This window comes from Pyxidicoccus fallax (assembly GCF_012933655.1).
Taxonomy (GTDB): domain Bacteria; phylum Myxococcota; class Myxococcia; order Myxococcales; family Myxococcaceae; genus Myxococcus; species Myxococcus fallax.
Map to the genome: position 1 here is coordinate 1 of NZ_JABBJJ010000050.1, position 24,962 is coordinate 24,962.

The window sequence follows — 24,962 nt, forward strand, 5'->3', positions numbered from 1 at the left end:
CGAGAGCCCCAGCCCCACCAGGCAGAACGGTGAGACGAACACGGACAGGACGCCGGACAGCACGGCCCCCAGCAGGATGCCGGCGGCCCCCTGTTGCTCGGCCTCGGACAGCGGGGTGAAGGCGACAGGAGCCGCGGGCACCGGCGCGATGAAACGCCCCACCTCGCGCGAGGCATTCAACGCGGTGGGCTCCGGCACGGCGTCCGGCGGGGCCTGTCCGCCAGGTGTGCCGCTCGGGAGCGCCCTGGGCATCACGGACAGGGAAATGGCCGACAGGGCCGCCCCATCCAGCGCGGGCACGTCTGCTGGCGAGCGGGCCAGCAGCGATTGGAAGAAGCCCGCCGCCGCTCTCACCCGCTCGTGGCGTGACTCCTGGAGCGCCTGGAACAACGGAGAGCGCCCGTCTCCGTCGAAGTCCCGCTTCCGGAACAGCAGGCAGTCATCGCCGCCCTGGAAGCGCTCCCACAGCCCGGGCTCATGCGCCAGCGCGACCAGCGACAGCCACACCACCCACGCCGAGAAGTGGTCCAGCCGGGCATCGAAGAAGGCCGCGTCCCGGAGCGGGTGCTGGTAGTTCGCGTGGCCGCGCTCATGGCTCCGGCGCCCCTCCAGCGCGGGGACGAACATGCCGTCGTAGTCCACGAGGCGCAGGCCCTCGGGCGTGACGAGCACATTGCCGTGCTGCAGGTCTCCGTGGGCCACGCCCGCCCGGCGCAGGTCCGCCAGCAGCTCCACCCAGGCGGTGGCCAGCTCGAAGAGCATCCTCGGCGACTCGCGGTGCTTCTCGACGAAGCGGCTCAGCGACTCGCCCTGGACCCACTCCATCTTCACGATGGGGAACCACTGCCCCTGGACCTGGATGCCGCGCGGAAGGAACGCCACGTCCACCGAGTACGGCAACCGGTGGAGCGTCAGGTGCCTCGTGATTTCGTGGTAGCGGGCCTCCTGGTCCGGCTGCACCGGGCGGGTGAAGCAGCGGATGGCGAAGGCCCGCGAGCCACACTCCAGCTTGTAGACGGTGGCGAAGTTTCCCGCGCGGGGCCGGGGCAGTCCCTCCATGGCCCCCAGGGTTCCCAACTCCGGCCGGCCCTCTCGCAGCTCGGGGTCCGAGAAGGCCTGGCTCGGGTTCTGGAGGGCCAGCTGGTAGTCGCTGTCGGAAGGGAGCTTCATCGGTCGCCGCTCACGCCTCCACCGACAGACGCATCAGCGTGCAGTCATCGTTGCGGATGACCTTCTCCCGCCGCAATCGGCCGAGGAACGTGCTGAACGCCTCCAGCGAGCCGGGAAGCTCGGCCCAGGGCGCGCGGCCCCGCTCGTGCTCCGCGAGGAACCAGCACGCCAGCGCATCCGTCATCAGCAGCAGCGTGTCCCCCTCACGCAGGTCCCCCGCCGCCGTCCGCACCTGGGGCTCCACGCGCGCGTTCTGGTGCACATGCGTGGACAGCAGGAAGGGGCTCGCGCCGAACGCGGCGGACTGCTCCAGGGGGAAGCTCCGCGACAAGCGCCCCTCCCGGAGTTGAAAGAGGCACGAGTCCCCCACCGCCAGCGCGCTCCACGTGCCCGCGTCGACGCGCACGCCCAGCAGCGTGGCGAAGGCGCCGTCCCGCAGCTTCTCCTCCGCGTACCAGGGCAGCGACTTCCCGGCGACGTGCTGGTGCCATCGCGCCTGGAGTCCGGGAAGGGCGGCCAGGAGGCCCCGCGCGTCCCGCACCTCCCCGCTCGCGAAGGCCCCCGCGAGCAGCCGGGCCCAGTGGCCGGAGAAGAGGCTCTCCGTCGCGCCGTCCGCCACGGCCGCGTGGAGCACCGGCTCGCGAGGGCCGCCGCCGTCCGCGGGCGCGCAGGCGTCCTCGTTCTCGGCGGGCGCGTTCCCGTCCTTCTGCACGGAGAAGGCTTCGATTCGGATTCGCATGCGCTAGCGCAGATTGCTCGGGCGCGTTCCGATGTTCAGGAACTTGATGAGCGAGACGATGTCCGCGTTGAAGACGAAGCCGCGCGCCGCGTCGCTCAGGTGGAGTCCCTCCTCCGGCGCGGCCGAGCGCATGCCCGGCGTCAGCGGACTGGACAGCTGGAACAGGAGCCGCGCGTGCGCATCCGGCAGTCCCGCCTCCGCGTCGGGATACTGGATGGGCATCGCCGGGTGCGACGACAGGTGCACGTTGAGCAGCAGCACGCCTCCATCCGAGCTCCGGATGCCGCGCAGCTCGGAGGCGATGGCGGTGGGGTCTCCGTCGGTGGGCTGCCCATCGGAGATGTTCACCACGATGGGCGGGAACCCCTCGGGATGCTCCCGCACCCACGCCCCGACCAGGCCCGCCGCGCGCGTCAACGCCTGACACATGGGCGTGGCGCCGTTGGCCACGGGCTCGAACCAGATGGGGAAGCGCACCTTCTCGCGCACCAGCCCGCCCATGCCGTCCTCACGCTCGCGCGTGCGCTCCTCCAGCCGAGCGGGCGCATGGCCAATCTCGCTGACCGGAACGAGCCCACGCCCCGCCAGCACGCCTCGAAAGGCCGGCCCCACGTCCGCGCCGTAGCCCAGCACTCCCAGGTGGAAGTAGTCGCGAATGCCCTCCTCGCGCGCGCACCGCACCACCAGGTTCTGCAGCAGCCTGTTGGTGACATCCGCGACGCCATCCGCCTTGCGCCGCTGGCTCCCGCTGAAGGGCTCCTCCATGGAGCCGGACTGGTCGATGAGAATGAGGATGCACGCCGGGCTGGTGCGGCTGATCTCCGCCGAGTAGGCCATGGTCCCTCTTTAAAGAACGGCTGCCGGGAGGGAAAGCATACCGCTTCGGCGGCGACCACTGGCCCGTCCAGAGCCCCTACCCGCCACGGAGGTGGAACACCGTCAGGTCCGCGGGGCTCCCGCCGTTGCAGCCCCCCGCGGAGACGTAGCGGACGAACCGTCCATCCCCGAGCGAGAAGCAGAACAGCGTCACCGGCTTGTCCCAGTGGGACATCGGCGGGTGGTCCATTCCCAGGTCCCGGGCCACCAGGCCCCGCTCGTCCGGCACATAGTGGCAGCGCTGCTCATCGCCCCGGTACCGGAAGCCCGTGGCATACGGGTCGTCCGACCGGGAGGGCGGAGGCTGCGCGGAGACGACGAACGCCTCGTCCTCATACTCGTAGGTGCCCGCGACGGCCGCGGGCTCGGCACGGACGGGAAGGAGCCCCACGGGCCCGAGGTCCACCGTCCAGGGCGTCACCATCACCGAGCCCCGGCGCTCGTAGGGGCGAGCGGCCTCCCAGGGCCCCGAGCCTCCGTTGCGCGTGCGGACGACGCCGCCCCTCCACACCAGCTCCGCGTCGGTGCCAACCATCAACCCGAAGGGAGAGGGCTCCTCCAGCGCGCCCCCCGCGTGCTCACGCCCCGCCTGGAGCATGGCCTCCGGGTCATCCCCTCCTCCCCGCCGCTCCGGGCGCTGGAAGACGGGGACGAACGCGCGCTCCCCATCCGCCGAGGACTCGACGCGCGCCACGCCGCTCAGCACCACCTCGCGCTCTCCGGAGGTGAACCGCCACTCCCCCGTGTCCATGTCCCAGTCGACGCTGAAGGCCCCCGGTTGGACCTTCGCCATGCGCTGCAGCCCCAGGAACTCCGCGGGAAGCGCGGCGGACCTCCACCGCGGGCGGCTGGCATCCACCCGGCGCAACACGCCCAGCAGCAGGCGGCCGTCCACCACGGCGTAGGTCGCCTCCAGCTCGGCCCCCACCGCGCCGTTGACGGGCCTCAGCCGCAAGACCCCCGCGTCCGCATCGAAAGTGCCGCTCAGCAGGACGTCCTTGCCCCGGAGCAGCTCGAAGCGCCCCTGCTCCAGGAGCAGCAGCTTCGGGGCCTCCAGCTCGCTGACGATGCCATGGTCAGCGAAGTACAGCCCGTCCACCCTGTACGACGGAGCAGGCGGCTGCCGGCAGGCTCCGAGGAGCGCAGCGAACAGCACGAGCCATTTGAAGTCGCGCATCATCACGGAGCCCCGGGCACCCAATATGCCCACGCGGTAAGTTTGCAGCGATTATGGCTTCCGGTCTATAGGGTGGGCCCTCACCCAGAGGGGGATTCATGTCTGTGTTGGGTCGTTTCGGGCGGGCCGCGTCGCTGATGACGGCGGTGCTTGCCCTGGGGGTATTTGCAGCCTGCGGCGGAGGCAAGACTGACCCGGGCTCCGCGGCGAGCGCCGACGTCAGGGTCACGCTGGGTCAGGCCCTTTCTCCCGAAGCCATCGCGCGCATCCACGTGTCGGTCCAGGGCCCGGGCATCACCGGCCCGCTGGGCATGGACCTCGTCCGCGATGGCAATCAATGGAACGGCACGCTCCGCGACATCCCCGCGGGGGCCGACCGCGTCTTCGTGGCGACCGCCTACGATATCGACGCCAACGCGCTCTACTCGGGCCAGGCGGGCCCCATGGCCATCCAGCCGGGCCGCGTGGCCGCGGTCTTCGTGCTGCTGCAGCAGCTCAACCGCCCGCCGCCGTACGAGAACGAGGCGCCCATCATCGACTCCGTCGCGGTGTCCACCAACGAGGTGGAGCCGGGCGCGAGCGTCACCCTGTCGGCCGTCGCCCATGACAACAACCCGGGCGACACGGTGACCTACGCGTGGAGCGCCACCGAGGGCACGTTCAGCTCGCCGACCGCCGCCACCACCACGTGGACCGCGCCCGACACCGAGGGCGTGCGGCGCATCCAGCTCGAGGTGCGCGACTCCAAGAACACCACCGCCACCCTGACCCTCGACCTCACCGTGCGGAACGTGGGCCCGTCGGGACGGGCCCAGGTGACGGTGCGGGTCAACACCTGGCCGGAGGTGACGGCGATGATGGGGGCGCCCTCGGTGCTCGCCGTGGGTCGCACCACGCAGCTGGCCGCCAACGTCGTCGACGGGGATGGCGACACCGTGACCCACTTCTGGGACTCCACCTGCCAGGGGAGCTTCCAGGGCGATGGTACGCGCACCCCGACGTTCACCCTGAACGCCGCGCCCGCCGATGACCGGTGCATGTTCATCGTCTACGTCTCGGACCCGCAGGGCGGGTTCCACTCGGGCCACCTCACCCTTCAGGTGGGCCCCGGCCCCGTGGTGGACATGCAGCGGGTTCCCGTGGTGACCAGCGTCTACCAGTCCACCGAGTGGATCGACGTGGGCCAGCAGGCGACGCTCGCGGCCTCCGCGTACGACCCGGAGGGGACGGCGGTGAGAATCACCTGGATGGCCTCACGGGGCGCCATCCTGGCGACCCAGCACGGCCCGAACTCGGGCTCCGCGCAGTGGATGGCCCCGGCGTGCTTCGACGGCCCCGCCGAGGTGTACGCCATCGCCACGGACGCGGGCGGCGCCTCCACGAGCGTCACCTTCACCTTCCGCCCGGCGGTTCCCATGCCGTGCGGTGAGCGGACGGTCCTCGGCCGGAGCTCGGACTACCACGTGCACGAGGACGGCTCCTCCATCCCGTACCCCACCGACCTGAGCTTCGAAACCATCGCCGCCTGGGTGCCCACCGCGGATGGCTCCTACGCCTGGCGCGAGGGCCGTGGCCTGCCGGATGGCTCCTTCGTCGTCTACGAGGTGGAGAGCACGCCCTACCTCCTCCAGGTGGGCACGGACTACTACTGGACCCACAGCCGCACGCCGGACCTCAGCAAGGCGGTCGCGGGCCGTCGCGACGTGGCGCTGGAGCCGAACGGCACGTCCTTCCACGTGAACCTGGAGGGCCTCAATCCCTGGCAGCCCGACGACGACCTCCAGCTCAGCGCGTTCGGCGCGGGCATCACCTACTTCAGCCAGCGAGAGTGCGCCGCGTCGACCCTGGAGCCCGCGGTGGGCGCGACGAACCTCTTCGCCACCACCAGCTACAACCAGGCCATCTCCAACTGCGGCAACACGATTGGCCGCATCGACGTGACCCGCGGAGACACCCTGTACGTCGGGCAGCTGGTGCTGCGTTCCTCGAATGAGGGAGGCCTGGACGTGCTGCGCGAGCTGCGCCAGGGCTTCCAGATCTCCAGCGGGAACCCGGGCGGCCTCACCACCGGGAACGGAGCGGTGTCCCTGTCCGGAGTGCTCGCGCCGCTGCCCACCACCCAGCGGGCGCTCCGCATCCACGCCAGCGAGTTCGAGGCCATGGTGCTCGCCGCCCATCCCCGCGCCGCGCTGCGCAACTCGCAGGAGATGAGCGTGGGCGTGATGCCGGGCTTCATGCAGTTCGGCGGCTACGCGGGCTGGACCGATTTGGCGCGTGGCATCAACCTCACCCCCGGCCAGGTGCTCGTCGCCCCGGAGCTGCAGCTCGCCGACCCGTTCCCCTCGTGGTGGACCCGGTTCGCCAACAACATCGCGTCGGGCAACATGACCTACTCGGTGCCGCTGCCGGGTGGCGGCCAATCGGTGCCGGCCACGGTCCGGTTCAGCGTCTACGCGCACGCGCCGTTCGCGGCCGGCACCCCGCTCGAGCTCAGCCCCCAGGTGGGACCGCCGCGCAACCTGCGCATCAATGGCCAGCCCGCCACGGACGACGGGCTGCAGGGCGTGGGGCTGACGCCGCTGGTGACCTGGGATGCGCCCGTCGTGGGCACCGCCACCTCGTACACCGTGAGGGTGTGGCGGCTCTCCGCGTCGAGCACCAATCAGACCCAGCGCCTGCAGCTGGCGACCGTCTACACGAGTGACACGCAGCTCCGCCTGCCCCCGGGCTTCCTCACCGACGGCCAGCACTACTACGTCCACGTGCAGGCCAACATGCGCGTGGGCGGCGACACCAGCAGCCCGAACTTCGACGCGCCCTGGGACTACACCGCGTCGGCGTTCACGGGCCGCTTCCAGCCCTGAGTCGCTCCGGTACGCACCGCGCCCCTCGCTTCCCGCGAGGGGCACGGTGTCCCGTGGTCAAGGAACGAGGCCGGCGCGAGCCAGAGGCCAGAATCGCAGCCAGGCCCGTCCTTTGACATGTCGCGTTGGCAGGAGGCCCCAGACGTGGGAGTCACTGCTGACGTTCCGGTTGTCCCCGGCGTGGACCCTTGCGTGGGTTGTTCCTATCAAATTCAGGGATCGGCTCTGTAGACTGGAAAATGGGACTTCCCTTTGAAACGGGACGTCCCACGAAAAGCAAAACCACGTAACAGGAGGCGACAACATGAAGTCCCTGAAGATTGGACTCATCGGCTTGCTGCTCGGAGCTGCCGTGGCTGTCGGAACCGCGACGGTGGGCAGCGAGGAGACGGCCGCTCGGGCCTGCTGCTCGATCTGTTACCCCCAATATGAACCATGCATGGAGGCCTGCACCCTCGAGACCTGGGAGGCCTGCCACCAGTCCTGCAGCACGATGTGTAACCGTACGTGTGACTCCAGCTGTTGAGCACGCGGGACGTCCTATCTCACTCGCGGGAACCGCCAGGGAGTGCTCGCCCTACCGGTGCCGTAGTCCCACGCCGCCAGGAAGCAACGGGCCGCCCCTGGCATCCATGGGGGCGGCTCGCGGCTTACCGTTCCCGCTCAGGGGATGACGATGTGCGAGTGCATGCTCCGGCCGTCGTATGGCGTGGCGCCGCAGCGGGCGCGCGACCAGTCGCCATTCACGGCGGAGCAGATGCGGAACGCCTGGATGTTGGAGTACGGCACGTTGATGCCGGGCGTGTCGCAGCGCCCCTGGTAGGTCCAGGAGAGGCTCTTGTTGACGGAGTTGACCCCGATGCAGGGGCCAATCCACGCCCCCGTGTCCCGCCGCTGCACGTCGATGGAGTACTGGGCGGTGGTCTCCTCCTCGCTCCAGTTCAGGTCCACGAAGGGCGTGTAGCCTCCCGGCAGGTTCAGGGCCACGTCGTCGGAGATGCCGTCATAGGCCGTCTCCACGAAGGGCCCCCAGACGTTGTTGTTGGAATAGAAGATGCGGAAGGCGGCGATCTCCCCCTTCGTCACCACGCGGTCCCCGGCGCTGCGGCACACGCCGTCGAAGACATGCTTGTTGGACTGGCCGAGGAGGGCCACCGAGTTGCACGGACCGATGACCGTCCCGTCGCGCAGCACGACGTCGAGCGAGTAGCTGTAGCCGGTCAGCTTGTTCCAGCGGACGTTCACCTGGTTGAGCGAGTGCAGCGAACCATCCGGCTTGAAGGCGACGCGCTGCTTGTACGTGCTGCGCCCGGTGAGGTTGCCCGCGGCATCGAAGGCGCCGACGTGGAAGACGTTGAAGAACTCCCCCCGCCGCTCGACGATGACGTTGTGGCCATGGCTCTGCACCAGCCGGCCCGCGGAGTTGCGCAGGGGAATGGAGAGCCGCCGCACCGCGCGCGCCCGCGTGAGCGCGGGGATGGAGTCCCCCATCACGTAGTACATCGCGTACTGGCTGTTGTACCAACCGCCGCTGAAGAGCAGGTAGTAGATGCCATTGCGCTTGAAGACCTCGGGCGCCTCGTTGATGCCCTCCTCGTGCGCGGGCGTCGAGTACAGCGCGGGGCCCAGATGGTTGTAGACGGTGCCCGGCGCCGCGACGTTGAAGGAGGAGATGTTGTTGCCCCGGTCGAACCACACGTAGAAGAACCAGCGGCCGGACGTGTCGTTGTACGTGGCCGAGTCGATGCGGATGTTCCGGTTGCAGCCCTGCGGCAGGCACGCCGTGCCCGTGGTGGTGCGCGGCCACGTGGTGTTGGCGTTGATGGGCTGCGGCGCGCCGAAGTGGAAGTTCAAGTCGGACGCGGTGGCCACGAAGGTCGTCACCTCCTGACCGGACGGCGGGCACGCCGCGCCGTTGGGCACCCGGTGCGCGGAGAAGTAGAGCTGGTACGCCCCGTTGTACTTCCCGAGGTCCGGTGCCCAGAGGAAGCAGTAGTCGTAAACGGGGTCGGCCACGGACGGGTCGTACGAGCGCTTGAGCCGGAAGCTCACGAGGTCGTTCGTCTCGTAGATGGGCAGCTGCCACCCGTTGCCGGTGCCGGACAGGAAGAACAGGTCGTCGTGCTCCTTGTAGACGTCCGGGTCGGCCAGCCCCGGCATGAGCAGCGTGCGCGCCCCGTAGTCACCGCCCCGCGCCCCGCATGAGGGCCCCGTGAAGCCCTCGTCACAGACGCACAGCGCGCTCCCGCCGTTGTCCCGGCAGACGCCGTGCCCACCACAGGTGACGCCGTCACAGACGCCGGCCAGCGCCTGTGACGCCGTGTCCTCGTCGGCGCCGTGCTCGACGGGCTGCCCCTCTCCACAGCCGGCGAGTGCCACGGACAGGAGGGACACCAGCGCGGCGTATCGGACGGGTTTCATGTGCTCTCCTCTGAAGTAGGAAATATTGAATTCCCAGAATTCAATGGAGAACACAAGCGCGCGGTGCTCAGGCCACCGGCGGAGTGAGCACCGGCGGATGGCGCCTTCGCGCGAGCACCTCCCGCCAGCGGCCCCACACGGCGCTCAGCTCCAGCTCGCGCGGGCCGATGTACAGCAGCAGCACGCCGCACATGGTGGTGGAGAAGCTCGTCAGGCCGTGCACGAACAGGATGCCCACGTGCAGCGCGAGGCCCATGGGAAAGAGCGCCCGCTGCCAGCGGCGGTCCAGGAACAGGGCGATGGCCAGGAAGAACTCGAGGACGATGGTCCCCCAGCTCACCAGGGCGACCGTCACTCCGTTGTGCACGATGGGCAGAATCACCCCGCGCAGCCACATGGGCGCGCCGAAGGTGGAGTGGGTGAACCAGTAGTAGACGGCGGTGCCGTCCATCCACTCCTTCACGAACATCTTCCCGATGGACGCGTCCAGGTAGATGAGCGCCACCTGCGCCCGCGCCGCCGTCCAGGCCACCAGGGCCAGGCCGCACGCCAGCGCGTACCCCGCCGTGGGCGCCGTGGGCGCCTCGACGCGCGTCCAGTGCCACTTGCGGCCGTCCGTGAGCGTCCACGGCAGCAGGAGCAGCGCCATGTTGGCGTTCACCTGGTCCCCGCCATCCACGATGATGGCCGAGGCGACGAGGCTCCACGTCACCCACACGTGCAGCACGCCCATCACCCGCGGCCGCCAGCCGGACGCCACGACGGCGAGCACCGCGATGGCCCCCCACTTGTAGAGCTCGAGCGGGCCGCTGCCCACGCAGAAGAAGGACGCCTCCGCCAGCCCCGTGCAGCGCGGCGCGACGGGGTCCCCCACCGCGGGACGGAACAGCGCCGTGGCGGGAGACGCCAGGAGCGTGCCCAGCGTGGCCAGCGCCATCAGGGTGCGCGCCAGCCCCACGGAGACGCTCCACGGCGACGTCCGGCGGGACGCGGACCACAGCTTCTTGAAGTATCCGGTCAGCATTGAACCCTCAGGACCAGGCTGCTCGCGGGCATCCGGGTGGTGTCGCGATGGGACGCCCACGCCCACGGCAGCGGCTCACGGGCGACGAAGCCAATGGTTCCGCAGAGCGTCGGCGTCGGTGTGAGGTTGCGCACCGTGCGCACGGGCACGGTGTCTCCCAGGCAGTCCTCGTCGGAGCGCCGGCACCGCGCCTTCCAATCGAAGGCCGGAATGGCGTGGGTGAGCAGCGCCATCTCCACGCCCTGCGCTCGCGCCGTCCGGTCGAGCCGGAAGAAGCCGCTCGAGTCACTCACGGGCAGCGGGTTCACGTGCTCCCACGTCCCCGAGTCGAGCCGCCGGTACAGGGCGAGCTCCGGCTCCCGCGGGCTCTTGGTGAAGAACTTCCAACCCTGTGGCAGCACGAACTGGATGGAGAAGGGGCCGGACAGGTGCGAGCGCTCGCCCGGGAGCCGCACCGTGTTGAACGGCAGCCGCGAGTGGATGGAGTACGTGGCGAGCACGCCATAGAGTGCTGTCGCGGTGATGACCGCCAGCACGAAGCTCCGAGGCGCCGCTGCGCGCCGCGGGGTCGTCGGGGATGGGCTCATCGGTGGCCTCGGAAGAAGGGGCGGGCCCCACCGGGTGGCATCCACGAAGGACGCCGCCCGGCGGGGCACACCGGTGGTTCAGAAGCCCGCCATCCGCTCGGTGATGATCTTCATGTACATCTCGCGCCGGAGCACGTCGGAGTGGTCCCCGAAGTTCCCGCGGCTCCAGAACACGACGTGGTTGCCCACCGCGGCGACGTGGACGACCGCGGCGTAGTCGCGAGCGACCGCGATGGTCTCATAGAGCCAGACGGAGGACGCGCGGTCGAGCACCAGGCCGACGCCCGGAATCTTGGCGTCCACCACCTGGTACGCCTCCGCGACGCTGTTGAGGATGCTCACCGTGCTCTCGTCGATGATCTTCGAGACGGCCCACACGTCACCGCTGGTGATCTCCTGGCGGAAGCGCTCGAAGAACTCGGGGTCCCTCGACTCGATGACGTCCATCAGCTTCGAGAGTTCCTCGTCGGTGGCGCGACGGGCGGTGCTGTCCATGTCCTCCTTCAGTGCGGCGTTCATCTCCTCGGCGGAGCGCTGCTGCTCCTTGAGCTGCTCCGCGAAGCTGAAGAAGCGCTCCGTCATCTCCCGCGAGAGCCCTTCCGACGCCAGGCGCTCGGTCTCCTTCTGGATGCGCTCCGCGATGTCGTCGCTCGACATGTGCGTCTCGGGCGCGGGACCGCCCGAGTCGCAGTCGTTCCAGATTTCGGGCAGCGCCTGCGCCACGGGGCCGCGGCCGAAGAACAGCCCGCGGAACAGGTCGCGTCCGCTCGCATCCGTCTGCCTCGCCCGATTCACCTGCGGGGCCGGCTCGGTCTGCTCCATGGGGGATCCACAGCCGCTGAGCATTCCGATCGCCAGGCCCACTCCCACCAACTTCCTCATGTACCGCCTCCAGGTCGTGCGTCGTGTTGTCTCCAGGGGTGCTGAGTCCGGAGAGGTGCGCATCACGCATCCGCGGGGGCTTTGTGCAACGCATGTGCCCTGACGGCGCCTTTGGGCGCATCGAGGAGCCTCGGGGCATCACGCGCCGCCGGCTGTTGCCTGCGCCGCAACAGGGCCCGAGCCCGGTAGACCCCGGGGCAACATCAGGCCGAAGTCGACGCCCTCTTCGGCGCCGAGGAAACGCCGCGGCGGCCGGGGAAGCGCGCACCCCGCGAGTAGACTTCCACGGACCGCGAGGCAACCCCGCCCGCGGCATTCCACGGAAGGTCCCTCATGAAGCGCGCATTGCTGTCCATCCTGGGTGCGGGAGTCCTGCTGGCCGGTCTGGCCCACGCGAGCACCACCGAGCCGGCCCCCTCGCCCTCACGCTCCGAGGACGCGTCGAGCCTCGCGGTGTGTGTCAGCGCGAAGCCCGCCACCGAACCGGCGGGCGAGCAGGCTCCCGCGTGCCGCGCGTACTACTGCGTCACCTGCGAGGACAACTTCGACATCTGCATGGACAGCTGCACCACGCAATCCTGTTACGACACCTGCCTGTCCCGCTATCGACTCTGCGCGTCGTGCTGCATCGAAACGCCGTTCTAGAACCGGGGTTTCCCGGGGCTCGAAGTCAGAGCCCCGGAAGTCCCGTTGAAAAGCGGGCAACTGCCGCGCCGCGTCGAGGAGCCATGACAGAACCATGACAAAGACGCGAAGACTTCATGACCCTTCGACCACACACGACTCGTTACGTTTGGCTCGTCGCTGCCCTGCCCCGGTGCACCCCCTTCCTGGAGCACGCAATGCGTGTCATCAACGCGTCTTTGCTCGTGGCCGCAGTCACGGAACTGTCTCGGAGCATGCCCCTGGTTCGGGCGAGGGACGTGTTTGGTTGGTGTGACAGGAACCTCGTCGACTACCAGGGCGAAGGCGTCCTGCATCAAGCGCTCTGGGACGCGGACCTCGAGGAGGCGCGCGGCGAGCACCGGCTCCTGAAGTTCAAGAGCGGCGAGTGCAAGCAGTCCCGCGTGGGCTGGGCGCTGCTCAAGAACGGCACCAAGGCGCGTGACGAGGCGGCTCGCAAGGGCTGGCACGAGCTGCGCTGGAACGGCGAGCAGTGGGACTGGCTCCGGCCGCCCGCCGCCCCGAGCGCGGCTCCCGCCGTGCCCGAGGCCCCGGTCGAGCACTTCGCCGTCGCCTCGCGCTGAGCGGGCTCAGACGCGCACGCCGCGCTCTCTCAGTGCCGAGATGAGCGCGGCCCGGCCTTCGTTCATCACCGCCGCACCATGGCTCGGCAGGAGGTGGTCGAACTCCAGCGCCGTGATGTCTCTCAGCGAGGCCTCGAAGGCCGGACGCTCCTTCGCGAACCGCATGAACACCCTACTGACGCCGAGGCGGCGGTGGGTGCCGAACAGCGAGAGGATGAGCCACGCGCCCACGCCCCGCGCGTCGAGCAGGTTGAAGACCAGATCGGTGACCAGCAGGGAGCGGCTCGCCTTGTGGAGGAAGACGTGCTCGTTGAACTCGGGCATCCCCGCCACGCGGAACATCGGTAGCTCGCCCTCGTAGGGCCAGGCGGCCTCGCCGAAGACCCCATGCCAGGAGACGCCCGGCTGCTTCTCGCGACATCCGGGAGGGCCCCACACGCGCGCCCGTGGGTGGGCGGCGGCAGCGGCCTGGATGCCCCCGGTATGGAACAGGTTCGGTGCCACGATGTCCGTCACCGCTCCGGCCTGGAGGAGCTCCTCCCGCGTCAGGGTCGACGCGGGCGACAGCAGCACGCGGCCGGACGCGACCGGGACAATCACCGTCCGCACGGGCAGCTTCATCAGAGGCATCTGAACGGCGGTGTCGATGAACTCCAGCCCCGCGATGGTCATCTCGGCTCCCTGCCCCGGTTCCGGGAAGGCGAATCCTGGAGGGGATGACCCGGCCCGGGCAAGGACCGAGGGGCGTCGGGCTCCAGGGGAGGCAGGGGGCGGAGCGAGCCGAGGCTCTTCCCCAGCGGGCCCGGGCGGAGTGTTAGAAGCGGTCCATGTCGAAGTCCGTCGCCTACCTCACCGACGTGGAGGGCCTCTGGCGGAAGCTGACGAGCTTCTGCCAGGACAACCCGCTCGTGTCCCTGGTGGACGGGGAGCGGCTCGTGGTGTCACCCGGGGCGACATTCGTCTTCGGGGGAGACGCCATCGACCGCGGCCCTGACGGGCGGCGGGTGGTGCGCACGCTGCTGGAGGCCCGGCGACGGCAGCCCACCCAGGTGGTGCTGCTGGCGGGCAACCGGGACATCAACAAGCTGCGGCTGGTGCGCGAGCTGCACGGGCACCCGCTGGCCCGCACGCCCGCCGAGATGCGCAGCGCTCCCCGCCCCGTGCTGCTGCGGTGGATTTTCGAGAACACCATGGGCGCGCGCGGTGCCTTCGAGTTCCGCAGGGCCGAGCTGGCTCGCTCCGGCGACACCGTGAGCGACGAAGACGTGGTGGACAGCTACCTGGAGGACCTGGGGCCCGGAGGCGAGCTGCGCGAGTACCTCTCCGCGTGCCAGCTCACGCACCGCATCGGCAACACGCTCTTCCTCCACGGCGGGCTGCACGAGGACAGCCTCGGGCTGGTGCCCTCCCTCGGACACGTGGAGGGCGTGGACGCCTGGAGCGAGGCGCTCAACCGGTGGTACCGCGAGCAGCTGGAGTCCTTCGCCGAGGGGCGCTTCGACGCGGAGGGACAGCCGGCCTGGGAGCCGGTCATCGCGTATCAGGCGCCCACCCCGGGCAAGCGCTTCAACACGGCCAGCGTCGTGTACGGGCGCATGGCCAACGAAATCAATCATCCCAGCCTTCCCTCGGCGGAGCTCATCGGGACGCTCACGCGCTCGGGCATCCACCGGCTCGTGGTGGGGCACACGCCCAGCGGCGACTGCCCCTCGCTGCTCCTGGAGGATGACTTCGAGCTGCTCCTGGCGGACAACTCCTACGGCCGGGTGGAGGGTGCCTCGCGCGTCTTCATCGGCGAGGACCGCGTCCTCCTGGAGGGCGAGGTGAAGCTGGACGATGGCCGCCTGGAGCCGTTCCGCCATGAGCACGTGCTCGGCGACCTCTCCGGTTCCTTCGGCCGGCAGCTCGCGGACACCGGGCACCTGGTGAAGGGGCCGCTCCGGAGCGGCGAGTGGCTGCTGTTCCGCGCGCTGCCGGACTACCGCGTCGAGCAGCTCGCGGTGGACCCGGGGACGCTCGCCGGGCGGCCGCTCGTCCCCGCGCGCAACCCGCGCTGAGCGGGCCGGGCTACTCGGCCTCCACGCCGTGGCGCTGGTGCCAGTCGGCGATGGACTCCTTCGGGTAGCGCTGGAACTTCTTGTCCTTCTTCGCGGCGTGGACGGAGACCCAGTCCGGCTTGAACTCGAGCATGATGTGCACGTGCTCGGGAGGCACGGGCAGCGGCGTGTCGATGGCGGAGGCGAAGGGGTGGACCAGCTCCGGCCACGACGGGTCGTGGAGCCAGAGCGCCGAGCCGCACCGCCCACAGAAGTGACGCCGCCCCGTGCTCAGGCGCGCCTTCGCGTCCTCGGGGTTCTTGATGCGCGCGCGGTACACCTTGAGGTGCTGCTTGCCGCGCACCTTCAGGGTGCTGGAGTCCCCCGAGAGATTGATGGCGTAGCCGCCGCCTCCCTGCGTCTTCCGACAGACGGAGCAGTAGCAGAGCATGAACGGCTGGGGATGCTTCGTCTCCACGCTGAAACGCACGCCGCGGCAGTGGCAGGAACCCTCGAGCTTCATCCGTCCTCCGAGATGGGGGTTTCGTGCCGCGCACCTGACCACGGCCCCGGGGCTCGGGACAGGACGGCGCATCGCTGATGCCGGATGGTCAGCAGATGGCCGTCCTGCTCGCGGACCGCGTCAGCCCAGGGTGAAGGTCACCCGGATGCCGCCGAGGAGGTACTCCTCCCCATCCGCCACGAGACGGCGGGTGATGCGCGCGTCGTCGAACCAGGTGCCATTCGAGGAGTTGAGGTCCTCGATGAAGTACTCCGCGCCTTCGCGCACCACGGCCGCGTGCTCGCGGGAGACGCGCGCGGACTTCACCATGAGGTCGCAGCTCGGACCCCGGCCGATGATGAACCGCTCCTTCGCGATGAGCACCGGCTCACCTTCATCGAGCTGGATGTGCAGCGACAGTGCCGGCTCGGCCGGGACGATGATGGTGGTCTCCGGGCGGCCGCCTGACTTCGGCGGACCGGGCTCCTTCTCGGCCCGGGTGGGCTCGGCGTCGCTCGCGTCCTCGGGCTCCTCCTCGGAGCCGCGCCCCGAGCCCTTCGCGTCGTCCTCCGCGCCCGTGGCCATGACGCCGTGCTCGCCCGTGGGCGCCTCGTCTTCTTCCTCGGAGTCCTCTCCCGCGGCCAGGGCCGAGTCGCCCGCCGCTTCAGCGTCGTCCGAATCCGCTTCGGCGTCGTCGGCTTCGTCCTCGTCACCCTCTGCCTCGGCGTCGTCCGAATCCGCCTCGGCGTCGTCGGCCTCGTCCTCGTCGCCCTCCTCGTCCTCGTCGCCCTCCGCCTCGGCGTCGTCCGAAGCCTCATCGGCGTCGTCAGCCTCGTCCTCGGCTTCGTCGGCGTCGGAGTCCTCCTCGTCGAGCGGGCGGTCCTCCAGCGGCTGGACCTGGCGGTCCACATCCTCGACCAGCTCCCGGATGCGGGCCGCGACGGCCGGGCGCAGGGCTTCCGTATCGGGCGCGGCGGCCGTTTCGGGCTCCGAGGCGGCCGGTGCGCTCTCGGCGGGAGCGGCCTTCGTCTCCTTCCGCGCCTCTTCCGTCACGGCGGGATGTGAATCCAGGGGCACCACGGTGCTGCCGCCGCCGCTCACGTCATTCTGGGCGCCCTGCCCCTCCGTCCCGCCAGCGGGCCGCGGCTCCAGGGGCACCACCGTGCTGTCGCCGCCGCGCCCCTTCTCCGCCTCCCCGGCGCCGGGCCGCGGCTCCAGGGGCACCACCGTGTTGTCGTTGTCCCGCACGAGGTCGAGGACCCGCTCCCCTCCCTCCCCCGGCCGGGACTCGGGAGCGCGTGGCGCCGGGGTGCCCAGCAGGCTCACCTGCGTGGGCGTGATGAACCCGAACTGCCGCGCGAGCGCGAAGATGGCCTGGTTGACCAGCACGTCGCGGTCCACGCCCATCTCGCGGCTCATCGTCTCCAGCGCGGTCCAGAGCGGGTCCGAAATACTGACTGTGCGAAGGGTCCGGTTCATGGCTCAGCTCCCCCTCAGGTTGTCCTGCCAGGGCGACACGTTGGAGGCATTGATCAGCCAGAGGAACATCGCCTGCATCTCGGCGTACTGCCGCTCGGCGATGCCCACGAGGTTCGTGTGGAGTTCGTCAATCTCCACACCCTCGAACTGGAAGCCCGGGGACTTCGACATCCGCGCGCCCTGCCCGCCCGTCACCCGGCGGTCCCTGCACCGCCAGAGCCGCTGGCTGGCCATGCCCGCCGCATGCCCGAAGTTCTCCGGCGGCGACACCTTCCGAGGCATGGCCACGCGGCTCTCTCCACACGCCCACAGCAGCCACGTGAGCGCGTTCCAGTCGGCGCGGGCCGCGCGAACGAGGTCCGGCAGGCCCATCTGCTCGATGGGCAGCGTCTCGTCGATGGAGACCGTCTCGTCTTCCGCTTCCAGCTCCTCCACCGCCAGGTCCACGGGGCCGCCGGGCATCAGCTCGGACACGTCCGGAGGCATCCAAGGCGGGACGGCTCCGGGCTTGAAGCGCGTCAGCAGCGCCGAGCGCAGCCCGTGCAGCCGCGTGGCGTACTTCTGGATGACGCGCTGGATGGCCTCCAGGTCCTGGCCCGGCGCCTCGGGAAGGCCGTCGTAGGTGGAGTGCGGCGTCTCCCGCGCCGGCCAGAAGTCGAACCGGGGGAACAGGCTCCGCGTGTACGTCCGGAGGAACGCGGCGGTACCGGACTCCACCGGGGCCAGCGTGTCGGCGTCCTTCAGGGCCTGCGAGTCCAGCCCCAGGTTCAGCAGGATGAGCCCCCGGGTGAACAGGTACGGCGTGCGCTCCGGCGCGAGCAGCAGCGCGGCGTTGATGAAGTCGAGCGCGGCCCGGGGACGCTCGGACTGGTCGAGCAGCACCGCATACCCCCGCAGCAACATCGCGGCGTCGCCGCCACGCAGCAGGCAGTCCACCATGGGGGCCCAGCTCTGTCCCGCCTCCTCCACGACCGCTTCGGCGGTCTCCCTCGCGCTCTCCGGAAGGCGAGGCAGCGTCACCCGGGACAGCAGCTCCACCAGCAGTTCCATCCGCTGGTCGCACGCCGCCGCGCGCGCCAGGGCCAGGAGTGCCTCGCGATGCCGCTTCCCCGCGAGACACGCGTTGGCATGCTCGCGCCACGCGAGCGCCGTCCGCGGCTGATTCGAGAAGACGGGTGAGCGCATCAGCTCCGCTTCGCCCTGCGCGATACCCAGGTCTCGTGTCAGCACCACCTGGCCGTCCTTGTCGAGCAGCGACCAGATGCCGCACACCAGGTCCGCCTCGGACTGTCCCTCGTCGAACGCGACGCGCGGATCCGCGTACTCGCCCTCCGCGGACGAGCGGTAGCGGCCGGAGCGCTGGCCGTGGGCGTACTCGGACTCCCAGACGAGCTCTCCCGTGGGCGTCCAGAACTGGCAGAGCCCGTGCCGCTCGCCTTCGGCGTCCAGCCGGACAAGGGCCCACTGGCCCAGGTCCTCGCGGAACTCGGCCTCCGCCGGGATGCTGGCGGGACGCTCGGGGTACGGCTCGCCGGTGCCCGGCACCACGCGCTGGCCCTGGGCGTCGAAGTGCCGCACCTGAATCACCCGCCCATGGTCGTAGACCATGACCGTCTTGCGGACCGTCTCCGAGACGCCGTTCTCGTGCATCCGCTCGGTCGTGACGCCGTCGGTGGCGTACCAGGTGCGGGCACCGTGCAGCGCGCCGTCCACGAACTGGCCGTCCTGGGACACCTCGCCATTCTCATGGAAGCGCTTGAAGGCGCCATGCGGCTTGCCGTGTTGCAGGATGCACTCGTTGCAGAGGGTGCCGTCCGCGCGCCAGAACCTCCACGGGCCGTGCTTCTCTCCGCCGTCATCCAGCGCGCCGTGGGCCCACTCCTGGTCGCCCGCGTCCCACTCGGCTTCGGGGGGCACGCCCGGGGGGCGGATGCCTTGCTCCGTCAGCTTCTTGTTCTCCTCCGCCCGGCTCATGGCGGCGGGGTCGAGCGTCCTCAGTGAGCGCACCAACGCCTCCAGCCGGCCCCGTGGCAGCGCCCCGGCCGAGCGGTGCACGACGACGCCGTTCTTGAAGGCGATGAGCGTGGGAATCGACTGGATGTCGAACCGGCCCGCGATGTCGTGCTCCGCCTCGGTGTCCACCTTGCCGAAGAGCACGTCCGGGTTCCCGGCCGCGACGGCGTCGTAGATGGGGGCGAAGGCGCGGCAGGGTCCGCACCACTCGGCCCAGAAGTCCACCAGCACGACCCCAGGGTTGCCGGTGGTCTGCTCGAAGTTCTCCGCCGTCAGGTCGACGGTGTGCTCGCTCAAGATGGCTCCTCTGACGTTGGAAGGGCCGCTTGTAGCGAAACCGCTTCGCGCAAGCCAGTTACAACGCCCGAGGGCCCGACGTCAGAAGCTGTAGCGAACACCCAGGCGGAACTGCCGCGGCGCCTGGAGCTGGATGGGCTTGCCGAAGTTCCCGTTCACGTCCGACGAGGCGAGGAAGCCCGAGCCATCCTCGGGAGTCAGCTGTACGCGGCCCGGCAGGTCTGCTCGCGTGCCCCCTTCGACCGGGAAGACGTACCGGTCCGTGTACATCTCGTCCACCCGGGTCGCCGCCTGGAAGTTGAAGAGGTTGAACACGGCCACGGTGAGCGACAGCACCTGGCTCCCGGAGAGCCGGTAGTCGAGGCCGAGGTTGGAGTCGAGGGTGTGGACCCACGGCGTCCGGCCGGCCACGCCGCGCGGGAGGATGAACGTCGCGTCGCCGCCGTAGAGCGGGTGCCCGCCCAGGGCGTTGTACGGAGTCCCCGAGCCGCCGCGGTACGCCAGCCCGACGCTCGTGGACACCTTCGCCGAGAGGTGGAACTCCTTCGCGCCGAACAGCTTGATGGCGTGCGTGCGGTCCAGCGGGAGCAGGCCCTCGCTGTTGCGCATCAGCTCCGGGGAGTCGAAGTCGGGAAGGGTGTTGGGGCTGAGCATGCTGGTGTCCGGCCGGAGCAGGCCCGAGTAGTTCCCGCGCAGCCGCGACAGGGTGTAGCTCGCCTGGGCCAGCCAGCCGTCGGAGAAGGCATGGCTCAGATACACGGTGCCGGCGTCGTAGGTGCGCATGGGCTCGGGGAACCCCGAACCCATTCTTCCCCGGCCGGGGTTGCCCAGGAAGTACGTGAGACCGTCATCCTCGCTCATGTCCTCGACGGCCTGGTCGAGGTTCCGGTGCACGTACCAGGCGCCCAGGCGGGTGTCGCCCGCGAGCTCATGCTCGGCGCCCGCCATCAGCTCGGTGGAGGACTGCGGCAGGAGCCCACGCTCCACGGACAGGGCACCCCGCGCGCCGACGGACTCCATCAGCTGGAGGGGAACCTGCTCCTGGTACCGGGCGAAGTGGGCGAAGGCCCGCGTGCGTCCGTCGCCCAGGACGTCGACCACGGCGCCGACGCGGGGAGAGAACTGACCGGACACGTCCACCTCCACCGGCATGTCCTCCCGGGACAGCGACTGCACGTCGTAGCGCAGGCCGAGGTTCACGGTCACCCGACTCGTGACGCTCCAGGAGTCCTGCACGAACGCGCCCACCAGCGTGCTCCGGGCCGTCTGGAGCATGGGCTCGGACACGGGCGGGAAGGCTGCCAGCCTCTCCCACTCGGACTGGAGCAGCTCGACATCCCCTCCTGCCTTGAGCACGTGGCTGCCAGCACCGTCGAACCGCCAGGCGGCCGTCGCGTTCGCCTGATAGCGGTCCGTCGTGCCCTCCGCGGGGCGCGGCGTCGCGCCGAGGATGGCGCCGCGGACCTGGGAGGCCCCCCGTACGTCCGCGACGCCTGGCGCGTGGACCGCCCCGGACGTCATCGAGTCGAGGAGCTGCGTGGACCTGGCCTGCCGGAACCAACCGGCGTTGACCTCCACGCGCGCCCGCCGGTCCAGGAACTCGCCGGCGTAGGTCAGGCTGCCCGCGGTGGTCTCGAGCTCCATCTCCAGGGAACCCAGGATGCCCGTCTGGAACTGCCGGGCGCCGCCGGACAGGTCGCGGCCCTGTGAGATGGCCCAGGACCGGCTGCTCTCGGTGGACGGGATGCCGGAGAGCGAGAGCGACAGGTGGTGGTTCTCCGCCGGCCGGAAGGTCACCTTGGCCAGGTACTGGAGGCTGCGGTCATCGAGGAAGTAGCCACGCCCGGAGCCGGGGATCGGCTGGAGCTGCGCGTCGCCGACGGTGGAGATGGGCACCAGCTCGCGCACGTACGCGTAGCGGGTGAACGAGGGGACGAAGCCCGCGAAGAACCACAGCCGGTCCTTGACGATGGGGCCTCCGAGGGTGGCACCCAGGTCTCCGAGGTTCTTCAGCGAGGTGCGGGTCTGGATGACGGCGCTGTTCGGAATGGACCCGGGCTGGCCATCCAGCGCGCCGGGAGTCCAGTGGGCGAAGACGGAGCCGCGGAACTCGTTCGTCCCCGTGCGCGTCACCGCCTGGATGATTCCGCCCTGGGCGCGGCCGTACTCCGGGAGGTAGCCCCCGAGGATGACGTCCACCTCGTCCAGGAACTCGACACTCAGGGCGCTGGCGTTGACACCCAATGACAGGTTCCGGGTGGACAGGCCATCCACGCGGTAGGCGTTCTCGGCGGAGGTCGCGCCGTTGATGGAGACACCGTACATGTCCCGCTGGACGCCCGGAGCCAGCTCCGCCAGGTCCTCGAACGCGCGGTCCGCGCCGCCGCCGCTTCCAGGCCTGTTCACCGGAAGCCGGCGGAGGAGCGACGGGTCCACGCGCAGGCTCGCTCCCGTGGCGGCGACGGGCGCGGGAGTGCTCGCGGGCTCGGCGCTGGCCTCCGCGACCTTCTCTTCCGGCGTCGCGGTCTCCTCCGAGGCGTGCACCGCCATCGGCAGGGTCAACAGGATGGCCACGAAGCTCTTCATCGACAGACTCCCTCCCTGGAGCGCGCCGGGAACATAGGCCAACCCCACCTCGCGTCCCAATGACATCCACCTCTGCGCATCATGGGTGGGCGGCGAGCCAGGAGGCGACGCGGTCCCGGAGCTCGGCTCCGTCCACATGGCCCGAGAGGGAGGACTCCGCGCTCCGGACCAGCTCGCGCGCCCGGACACGTCCCTCCGTGCCCGTGGTCCACAGGGCCCGCGCGAGCGCCAGGCGCGTGGTGCCCAGCTCCACCGACGAGACGCGCGCGGCCACGCGGATGGCGAGCGCGCGCTCCAGCGCCCCCTGGGCCTCGCGTGAGTTCCCGAGAGCGAGCAGCGCCTCGCCCAGCCCCGTGAGCGCGGCGGCGAGGTCCGGGTGGTCCTGCTTGAGGGCGCGATCCTGGATGTCGAGCGCGCGGTAGAAGTAGCCGACGGCCTCCCGCGCGCGTCCCGCGTCCAGCAGCACCTCGCCCAGGGCCGTGCACGTCACGGCCACGTCCGGATGGTCCGCCCCGCGCGCCGACTCCGACACGGCGAGCGCGCGCCGCAGGTGCTCCAGCGCCTTCGCGTGGCTGCCCGCCTTCCAGTGCGCCATGCCCAAGGCCCCATGGGCGCGCGGCATGAACGGATGGTTGGGCGCGAGCGCCGCTTCGAGAATGCGCAGCCCCTCGTGCAGCAGCGGCAGCGCCTGGGCGTGCTGGCGCAGCTCGCTGTACGTGGTGCCCAGGTTGACGAGGGTGCTGCCCACGCGCGGATGGTGGGTGCCCAGCGTGGTGCGGAAGATGATGAGCGCGCGCTCATATTCGGGCAGCGCCTCGGCGTGGCGGCCCTGCGCGGTGAGCGTGTTGGCCAGGCGCCGGAGCACCACCGCCACCTCCGGACTGTCCGGCCCCGTGGAGCGCTCCGCCGCGACGAGCGCCTCGCGCTGGGCGGCCTCGGCCTCGGCGGCCCTACCCTCGGAGGCGAAGGCCAGCCCCTGCGCGCTGTGGAGCTCCGACAGCAGCCGGCCTCCCGTGCGCAGGCGCGCGAGCAGCGCGCGGCCATGCTCGAAGACGTCATGTGCCTCGGCGGCGCGCGTCGCGTTGTAGCCCAGCATGCTGGTGAGCCCCACCAGCGCCTCGGCCCGCACGGTGTCGTCGTGCGCCTCCTCCGCGAGCCACGCGGCGCGCTTGATGAGACGCACCCCCACCTCCCAGTTCCCGAAGCCTTCCTCGAGCTGGGCCTGCAGCAGCAGCACCTCCGCCCTCGAGGGCAGGTAGCCCACCGCGTCGGCCTCGGCCACGAGCGGCCGCACCACCTCCAGGCCCGCCTTGTAGCGCCCAGCGGCCCACTGGGCGCGGGCCTGCGCGAGCGACTCGCGGAGGCGCGCGACCCGAGCGGCCTGCGCGGCATCGGCCGGCAGGGGCACGCGCGCGCCCAGCAGGTCCACGTTCGCGCACGTGGCCAGCTCCGGCAGGCCGCGCGCCGCCTGGACCGCGTTCTCCAGCAACTCCGCGTCCGCGGTGAGGAACACCTCGGTGAGCGCGTGCAGCTCTCCGCGCCGCTGCTCCAGGCACTCGGTGCGCAGGGCCAGCACCCGCTCGCTGGCCTCGCCGCGCACGCGCGTCGTCTCGCAGGCCTCCGTGCGCTGCGCCACGAGCTCGGCCGCGTACCCGTCCAGCACCTGCTGGACACTCTCCCACGCCCGCGCCGCGTAGGGCGCGCCCGTGGCCTCGAAGGCGCGGGCGATGGCCTTCTTCCGGCTCGCGTCCCAGACGCCCTCCAGCCGCGCCTCCGCGCCCTGACAACGGGTGGCGCGCGCATGGGCCAGCTTCGCCATGCCGCCCACGCCCGCGAGCACCAGCGCCCCCGCGGCCACGGTGACGAGCAGCCGGCGCCGCCGCACCGCCGGGTCCTTGCGCAGCGCCTCCAGGAGCGACTCCATGGAGTCGAAGCGGTGCGCCGGGCTCGGGGAGAGGCCGCGCAGGACGACGGCGTGCACCCACGCGGGCACCTTCGCCTCGGGCGGCGGAGGCTTCACGCGGCCCTCGCTCGCGGCGAAGAAGAGCGTGGCGGTGCTGTTGCCCGCGAAGGCGCGCGTGCCGTAGAGGGCGTGGTAGAGGGTCGCGCAGAAGCCGAACTGGTCCGTGGCGGGCCCGGCCTCCTCGCCCCGGTACTGCTCCGGCGCCATGTAGCCGGGAGTGCCCAGCACCGTGCCCTGCCGTGTCACCGGCGTGTCCAGCGGCGCGGGCGCGGGCTCCTCGGCGGCGGCCTCCGGGTGGAAGGCGCGCGTCGCCGCCGCCTCGATGCCGCGGCCCACCACGAGCCCGAAGTCGAGCACCACCACGCGCCCGTCCCGGCCGATGAGGATGTTGTCCGGCTTGAAGTCGCGGTGCACCAGCCCCGCGGCGTGCGCCGCCATCAGCCCCCGTCCCGCCTCGGCCAGCGTCCGCACCACCGTGCGCCAGTCGCGCGGCTCCTCCTCGAGCCACGTGCGCAGGGTGCGTCCCTCCACCAGCTCCATGGCCACGAACACCCGGTCGCCGAACTCGCCCAGGTCGTAGACGGGCACCACGTTGGGATGGGAGAGGCGGGCCATCGCCTGCGCCTCGCGCAACAGCCGCAGGCGCGCCTCCTCCCGCGCCGCCTCGCTGCCCGAGGGCAGCAGCAGCTTCAGCGCCACCTTGCGGTTGAGCTGCGGGTCGAAGGCCGCGTACACCTCGCCCATGCCGCCCGCGCCGAGCCGCTCGAGGATGAGGTAGCGGCCCAGGGACGTTCCCCGCGGAAGCGCTCCCTCCTGTGAGACCGTGCGCACCGGAGCGTCGACGGTCCGCGTCGGAGCCTCCTCCCACCCCGGCTCCGGCGACGGCCCTCCCGCCACTGCATCGAGCCGCGCCCGGCAGGACTCGCACGTGGCGACATGGGCTCCCGCGCGCGACGCCTCCGCCTCGGGCAACGCGTTCAACGCGAGGCGCCCCAGCGCCGACTCGTCGAGACACTCCACGGGAATCCAGTGCGCCAGCGCGGGGATGCGCTGGGGGCGCGGAACATGCCACACCGCCAGCCATTCCCGGGAGGGGGCG

18 protein-coding genes and 1 pseudogene are annotated in these 24,962 nt (G+C 70.8%); 4 read left to right on the top strand and 15 right to left on the bottom strand.

Annotation, left to right across the window (positions count from 1 at the left end; translation table 11 throughout):
- The 4 genes and pseudogenes from HG543_RS13555 to HG543_RS13570 form a co-directional block, all read right to left on the bottom strand.
- Positions 1-1,170 (bottom strand): annotated as a pseudogene (locus HG543_RS13555) (hypothetical protein); the annotation flags it as partial.
- Positions 1,171-1,180: 10 nt separating this feature from the next.
- Positions 1,181-1,909, bottom strand: a complete 729-nt coding sequence (locus HG543_RS13560) for a protein phosphatase 2C domain-containing protein (protein ID WP_169345161.1) — start codon at positions 1,907-1,909, stop codon at positions 1,181-1,183.
- Between the two features lie 3 nt (positions 1,910-1,912).
- A complete protein-coding gene (locus tag HG543_RS13565) occupies positions 1,913-2,746 on the bottom strand; it encodes a vWA domain-containing protein (protein ID WP_169345162.1) in 834 nt (277 codons plus the stop codon).
- A gap of 76 nt (positions 2,747-2,822) precedes the next feature.
- Positions 2,823-3,965 (bottom strand): hypothetical protein, encoded by a 1,143-nt coding sequence (locus HG543_RS13570; protein WP_169345163.1) that lies wholly within the window; start codon positions 3,963-3,965, stop codon positions 2,823-2,825.
- A 95-nt stretch (positions 3,966-4,060) separates the two neighbouring features.
- Here HG543_RS13570 and HG543_RS13575 point away from each other — a divergent pair, with 95 nt between their 5' ends.
- Positions 4,061-6,826, top strand: a complete 2,766-nt coding sequence (locus tag HG543_RS13575) for a PKD domain-containing protein (protein ID WP_169345164.1) — start codon at positions 4,061-4,063, stop codon at positions 6,824-6,826.
- A 57-nt stretch (positions 6,827-6,883) separates the two neighbouring features.
- Here the strand turns inward: HG543_RS13575 and HG543_RS56280 are convergent, their stop codons facing one another.
- The 5 genes from HG543_RS56280 to HG543_RS13600 form a co-directional block, all read right to left on the bottom strand.
- A complete protein-coding gene (locus HG543_RS56280; RefSeq protein WP_343073345.1) occupies positions 6,884-7,156 on the bottom strand; it encodes a S26 family signal peptidase in 273 nt (90 codons plus the stop codon).
- 333 nt (positions 7,157-7,489) lie between these two features.
- Positions 7,490-9,247 carry a family 43 glycosylhydrolase gene (locus HG543_RS13585; protein WP_246356996.1) on the bottom strand — a complete coding sequence of 586 codons (1,758 nt, stop codon included), beginning with the start codon at positions 9,245-9,247 and terminating at the stop codon, positions 7,490-7,492.
- A gap of 67 nt (positions 9,248-9,314) precedes the next feature.
- Positions 9,315-10,271 (bottom strand): sporulation-delaying protein SdpB family protein, encoded by a 957-nt coding sequence (locus tag HG543_RS13590; RefSeq protein ID WP_169345165.1) that lies wholly within the window; start codon positions 10,269-10,271, stop codon positions 9,315-9,317.
- On the bottom strand, positions 10,265-10,858 hold the full coding sequence (locus HG543_RS13595) for an SdpA family antimicrobial peptide system protein (RefSeq protein ID WP_169345166.1): 594 nt from the start codon (positions 10,856-10,858) through the stop codon (positions 10,265-10,267). Before HG543_RS13595 ends, HG543_RS13590 begins: the two co-directional genes overlap by 7 nt.
- Positions 10,859-10,936: 78 nt before the next feature.
- Positions 10,937-11,680 (bottom strand): sporulation delaying protein family toxin, encoded by a 744-nt coding sequence (locus HG543_RS13600; protein ID WP_169345167.1) that lies wholly within the window; start codon positions 11,678-11,680, stop codon positions 10,937-10,939.
- A 393-nt stretch (positions 11,681-12,073) separates the two neighbouring features.
- Between HG543_RS13600 and HG543_RS13605 the strand changes: the two genes are divergently transcribed.
- Both HG543_RS13605 and HG543_RS13610 read left to right on the top strand, forming a co-directional pair.
- A complete protein-coding gene (locus tag HG543_RS13605; protein WP_169345168.1) occupies positions 12,074-12,385 on the top strand; it encodes a hypothetical protein in 312 nt (103 codons plus the stop codon).
- Positions 12,386-12,639: 254 nt separating this feature from the next.
- Positions 12,640-12,987 carry a hypothetical protein gene (locus HG543_RS13610; protein WP_169345169.1) on the top strand — a complete coding sequence of 116 codons (348 nt, stop codon included), beginning with the start codon at positions 12,640-12,642 and terminating at the stop codon, positions 12,985-12,987.
- A 6-nt stretch (positions 12,988-12,993) separates the two neighbouring features.
- Here the strand turns inward: HG543_RS13610 and HG543_RS13615 are convergent, their stop codons facing one another.
- Positions 12,994-13,659, bottom strand: a complete 666-nt coding sequence (locus HG543_RS13615; RefSeq protein ID WP_169345170.1) for a hypothetical protein — start codon at positions 13,657-13,659, stop codon at positions 12,994-12,996.
- 155 nt (positions 13,660-13,814) lie between these two features.
- Between HG543_RS13615 and HG543_RS13620 the strand changes: the two genes are divergently transcribed.
- The gene (locus tag HG543_RS13620; RefSeq protein ID WP_169345171.1) at positions 13,815-15,044 is read left to right on the top strand and encodes a metallophosphoesterase family protein; all 1,230 of its coding nucleotides are present in this window, start codon (positions 13,815-13,817) and stop codon (positions 15,042-15,044) included.
- Between the two features lie 10 nt (positions 15,045-15,054).
- On the opposite strand, the gene HG543_RS13625 is transcribed toward HG543_RS13620, so the two are convergent.
- The 5 genes from HG543_RS13625 to HG543_RS13645 form a co-directional block, all read right to left on the bottom strand.
- Complete coding sequence (locus HG543_RS13625; protein WP_169345172.1) at positions 15,055-15,546, bottom strand: GFA family protein; 492 nt, start codon at positions 15,544-15,546, stop codon at positions 15,055-15,057.
- Between the two features lie 120 nt (positions 15,547-15,666).
- Complete coding sequence (locus HG543_RS55265) at positions 15,667-17,004, bottom strand: FHA domain-containing protein (protein ID WP_246356997.1); 1,338 nt, start codon at positions 17,002-17,004, stop codon at positions 15,667-15,669.
- Positions 17,005-17,007: 3 nt separating this feature from the next.
- Positions 17,008-19,314, bottom strand: coding sequence for a thioredoxin (gene trxA / locus HG543_RS13635; RefSeq protein ID WP_169345173.1), 2,307 nt, complete (start codon positions 19,312-19,314; stop codon positions 17,008-17,010).
- Between the two features lie 81 nt (positions 19,315-19,395).
- Positions 19,396-21,900, bottom strand: coding sequence for a TonB-dependent receptor plug domain-containing protein (locus HG543_RS13640; protein WP_169345174.1), 2,505 nt, complete (start codon positions 21,898-21,900; stop codon positions 19,396-19,398).
- 79 nt (positions 21,901-21,979) lie between these two features.
- Complete coding sequence (locus HG543_RS13645; RefSeq protein ID WP_169345175.1) at positions 21,980-24,937, bottom strand: tetratricopeptide repeat protein; 2,958 nt, start codon at positions 24,935-24,937, stop codon at positions 21,980-21,982.
- Between the last annotated feature and the right edge of the window lie 25 nt (positions 24,938-24,962).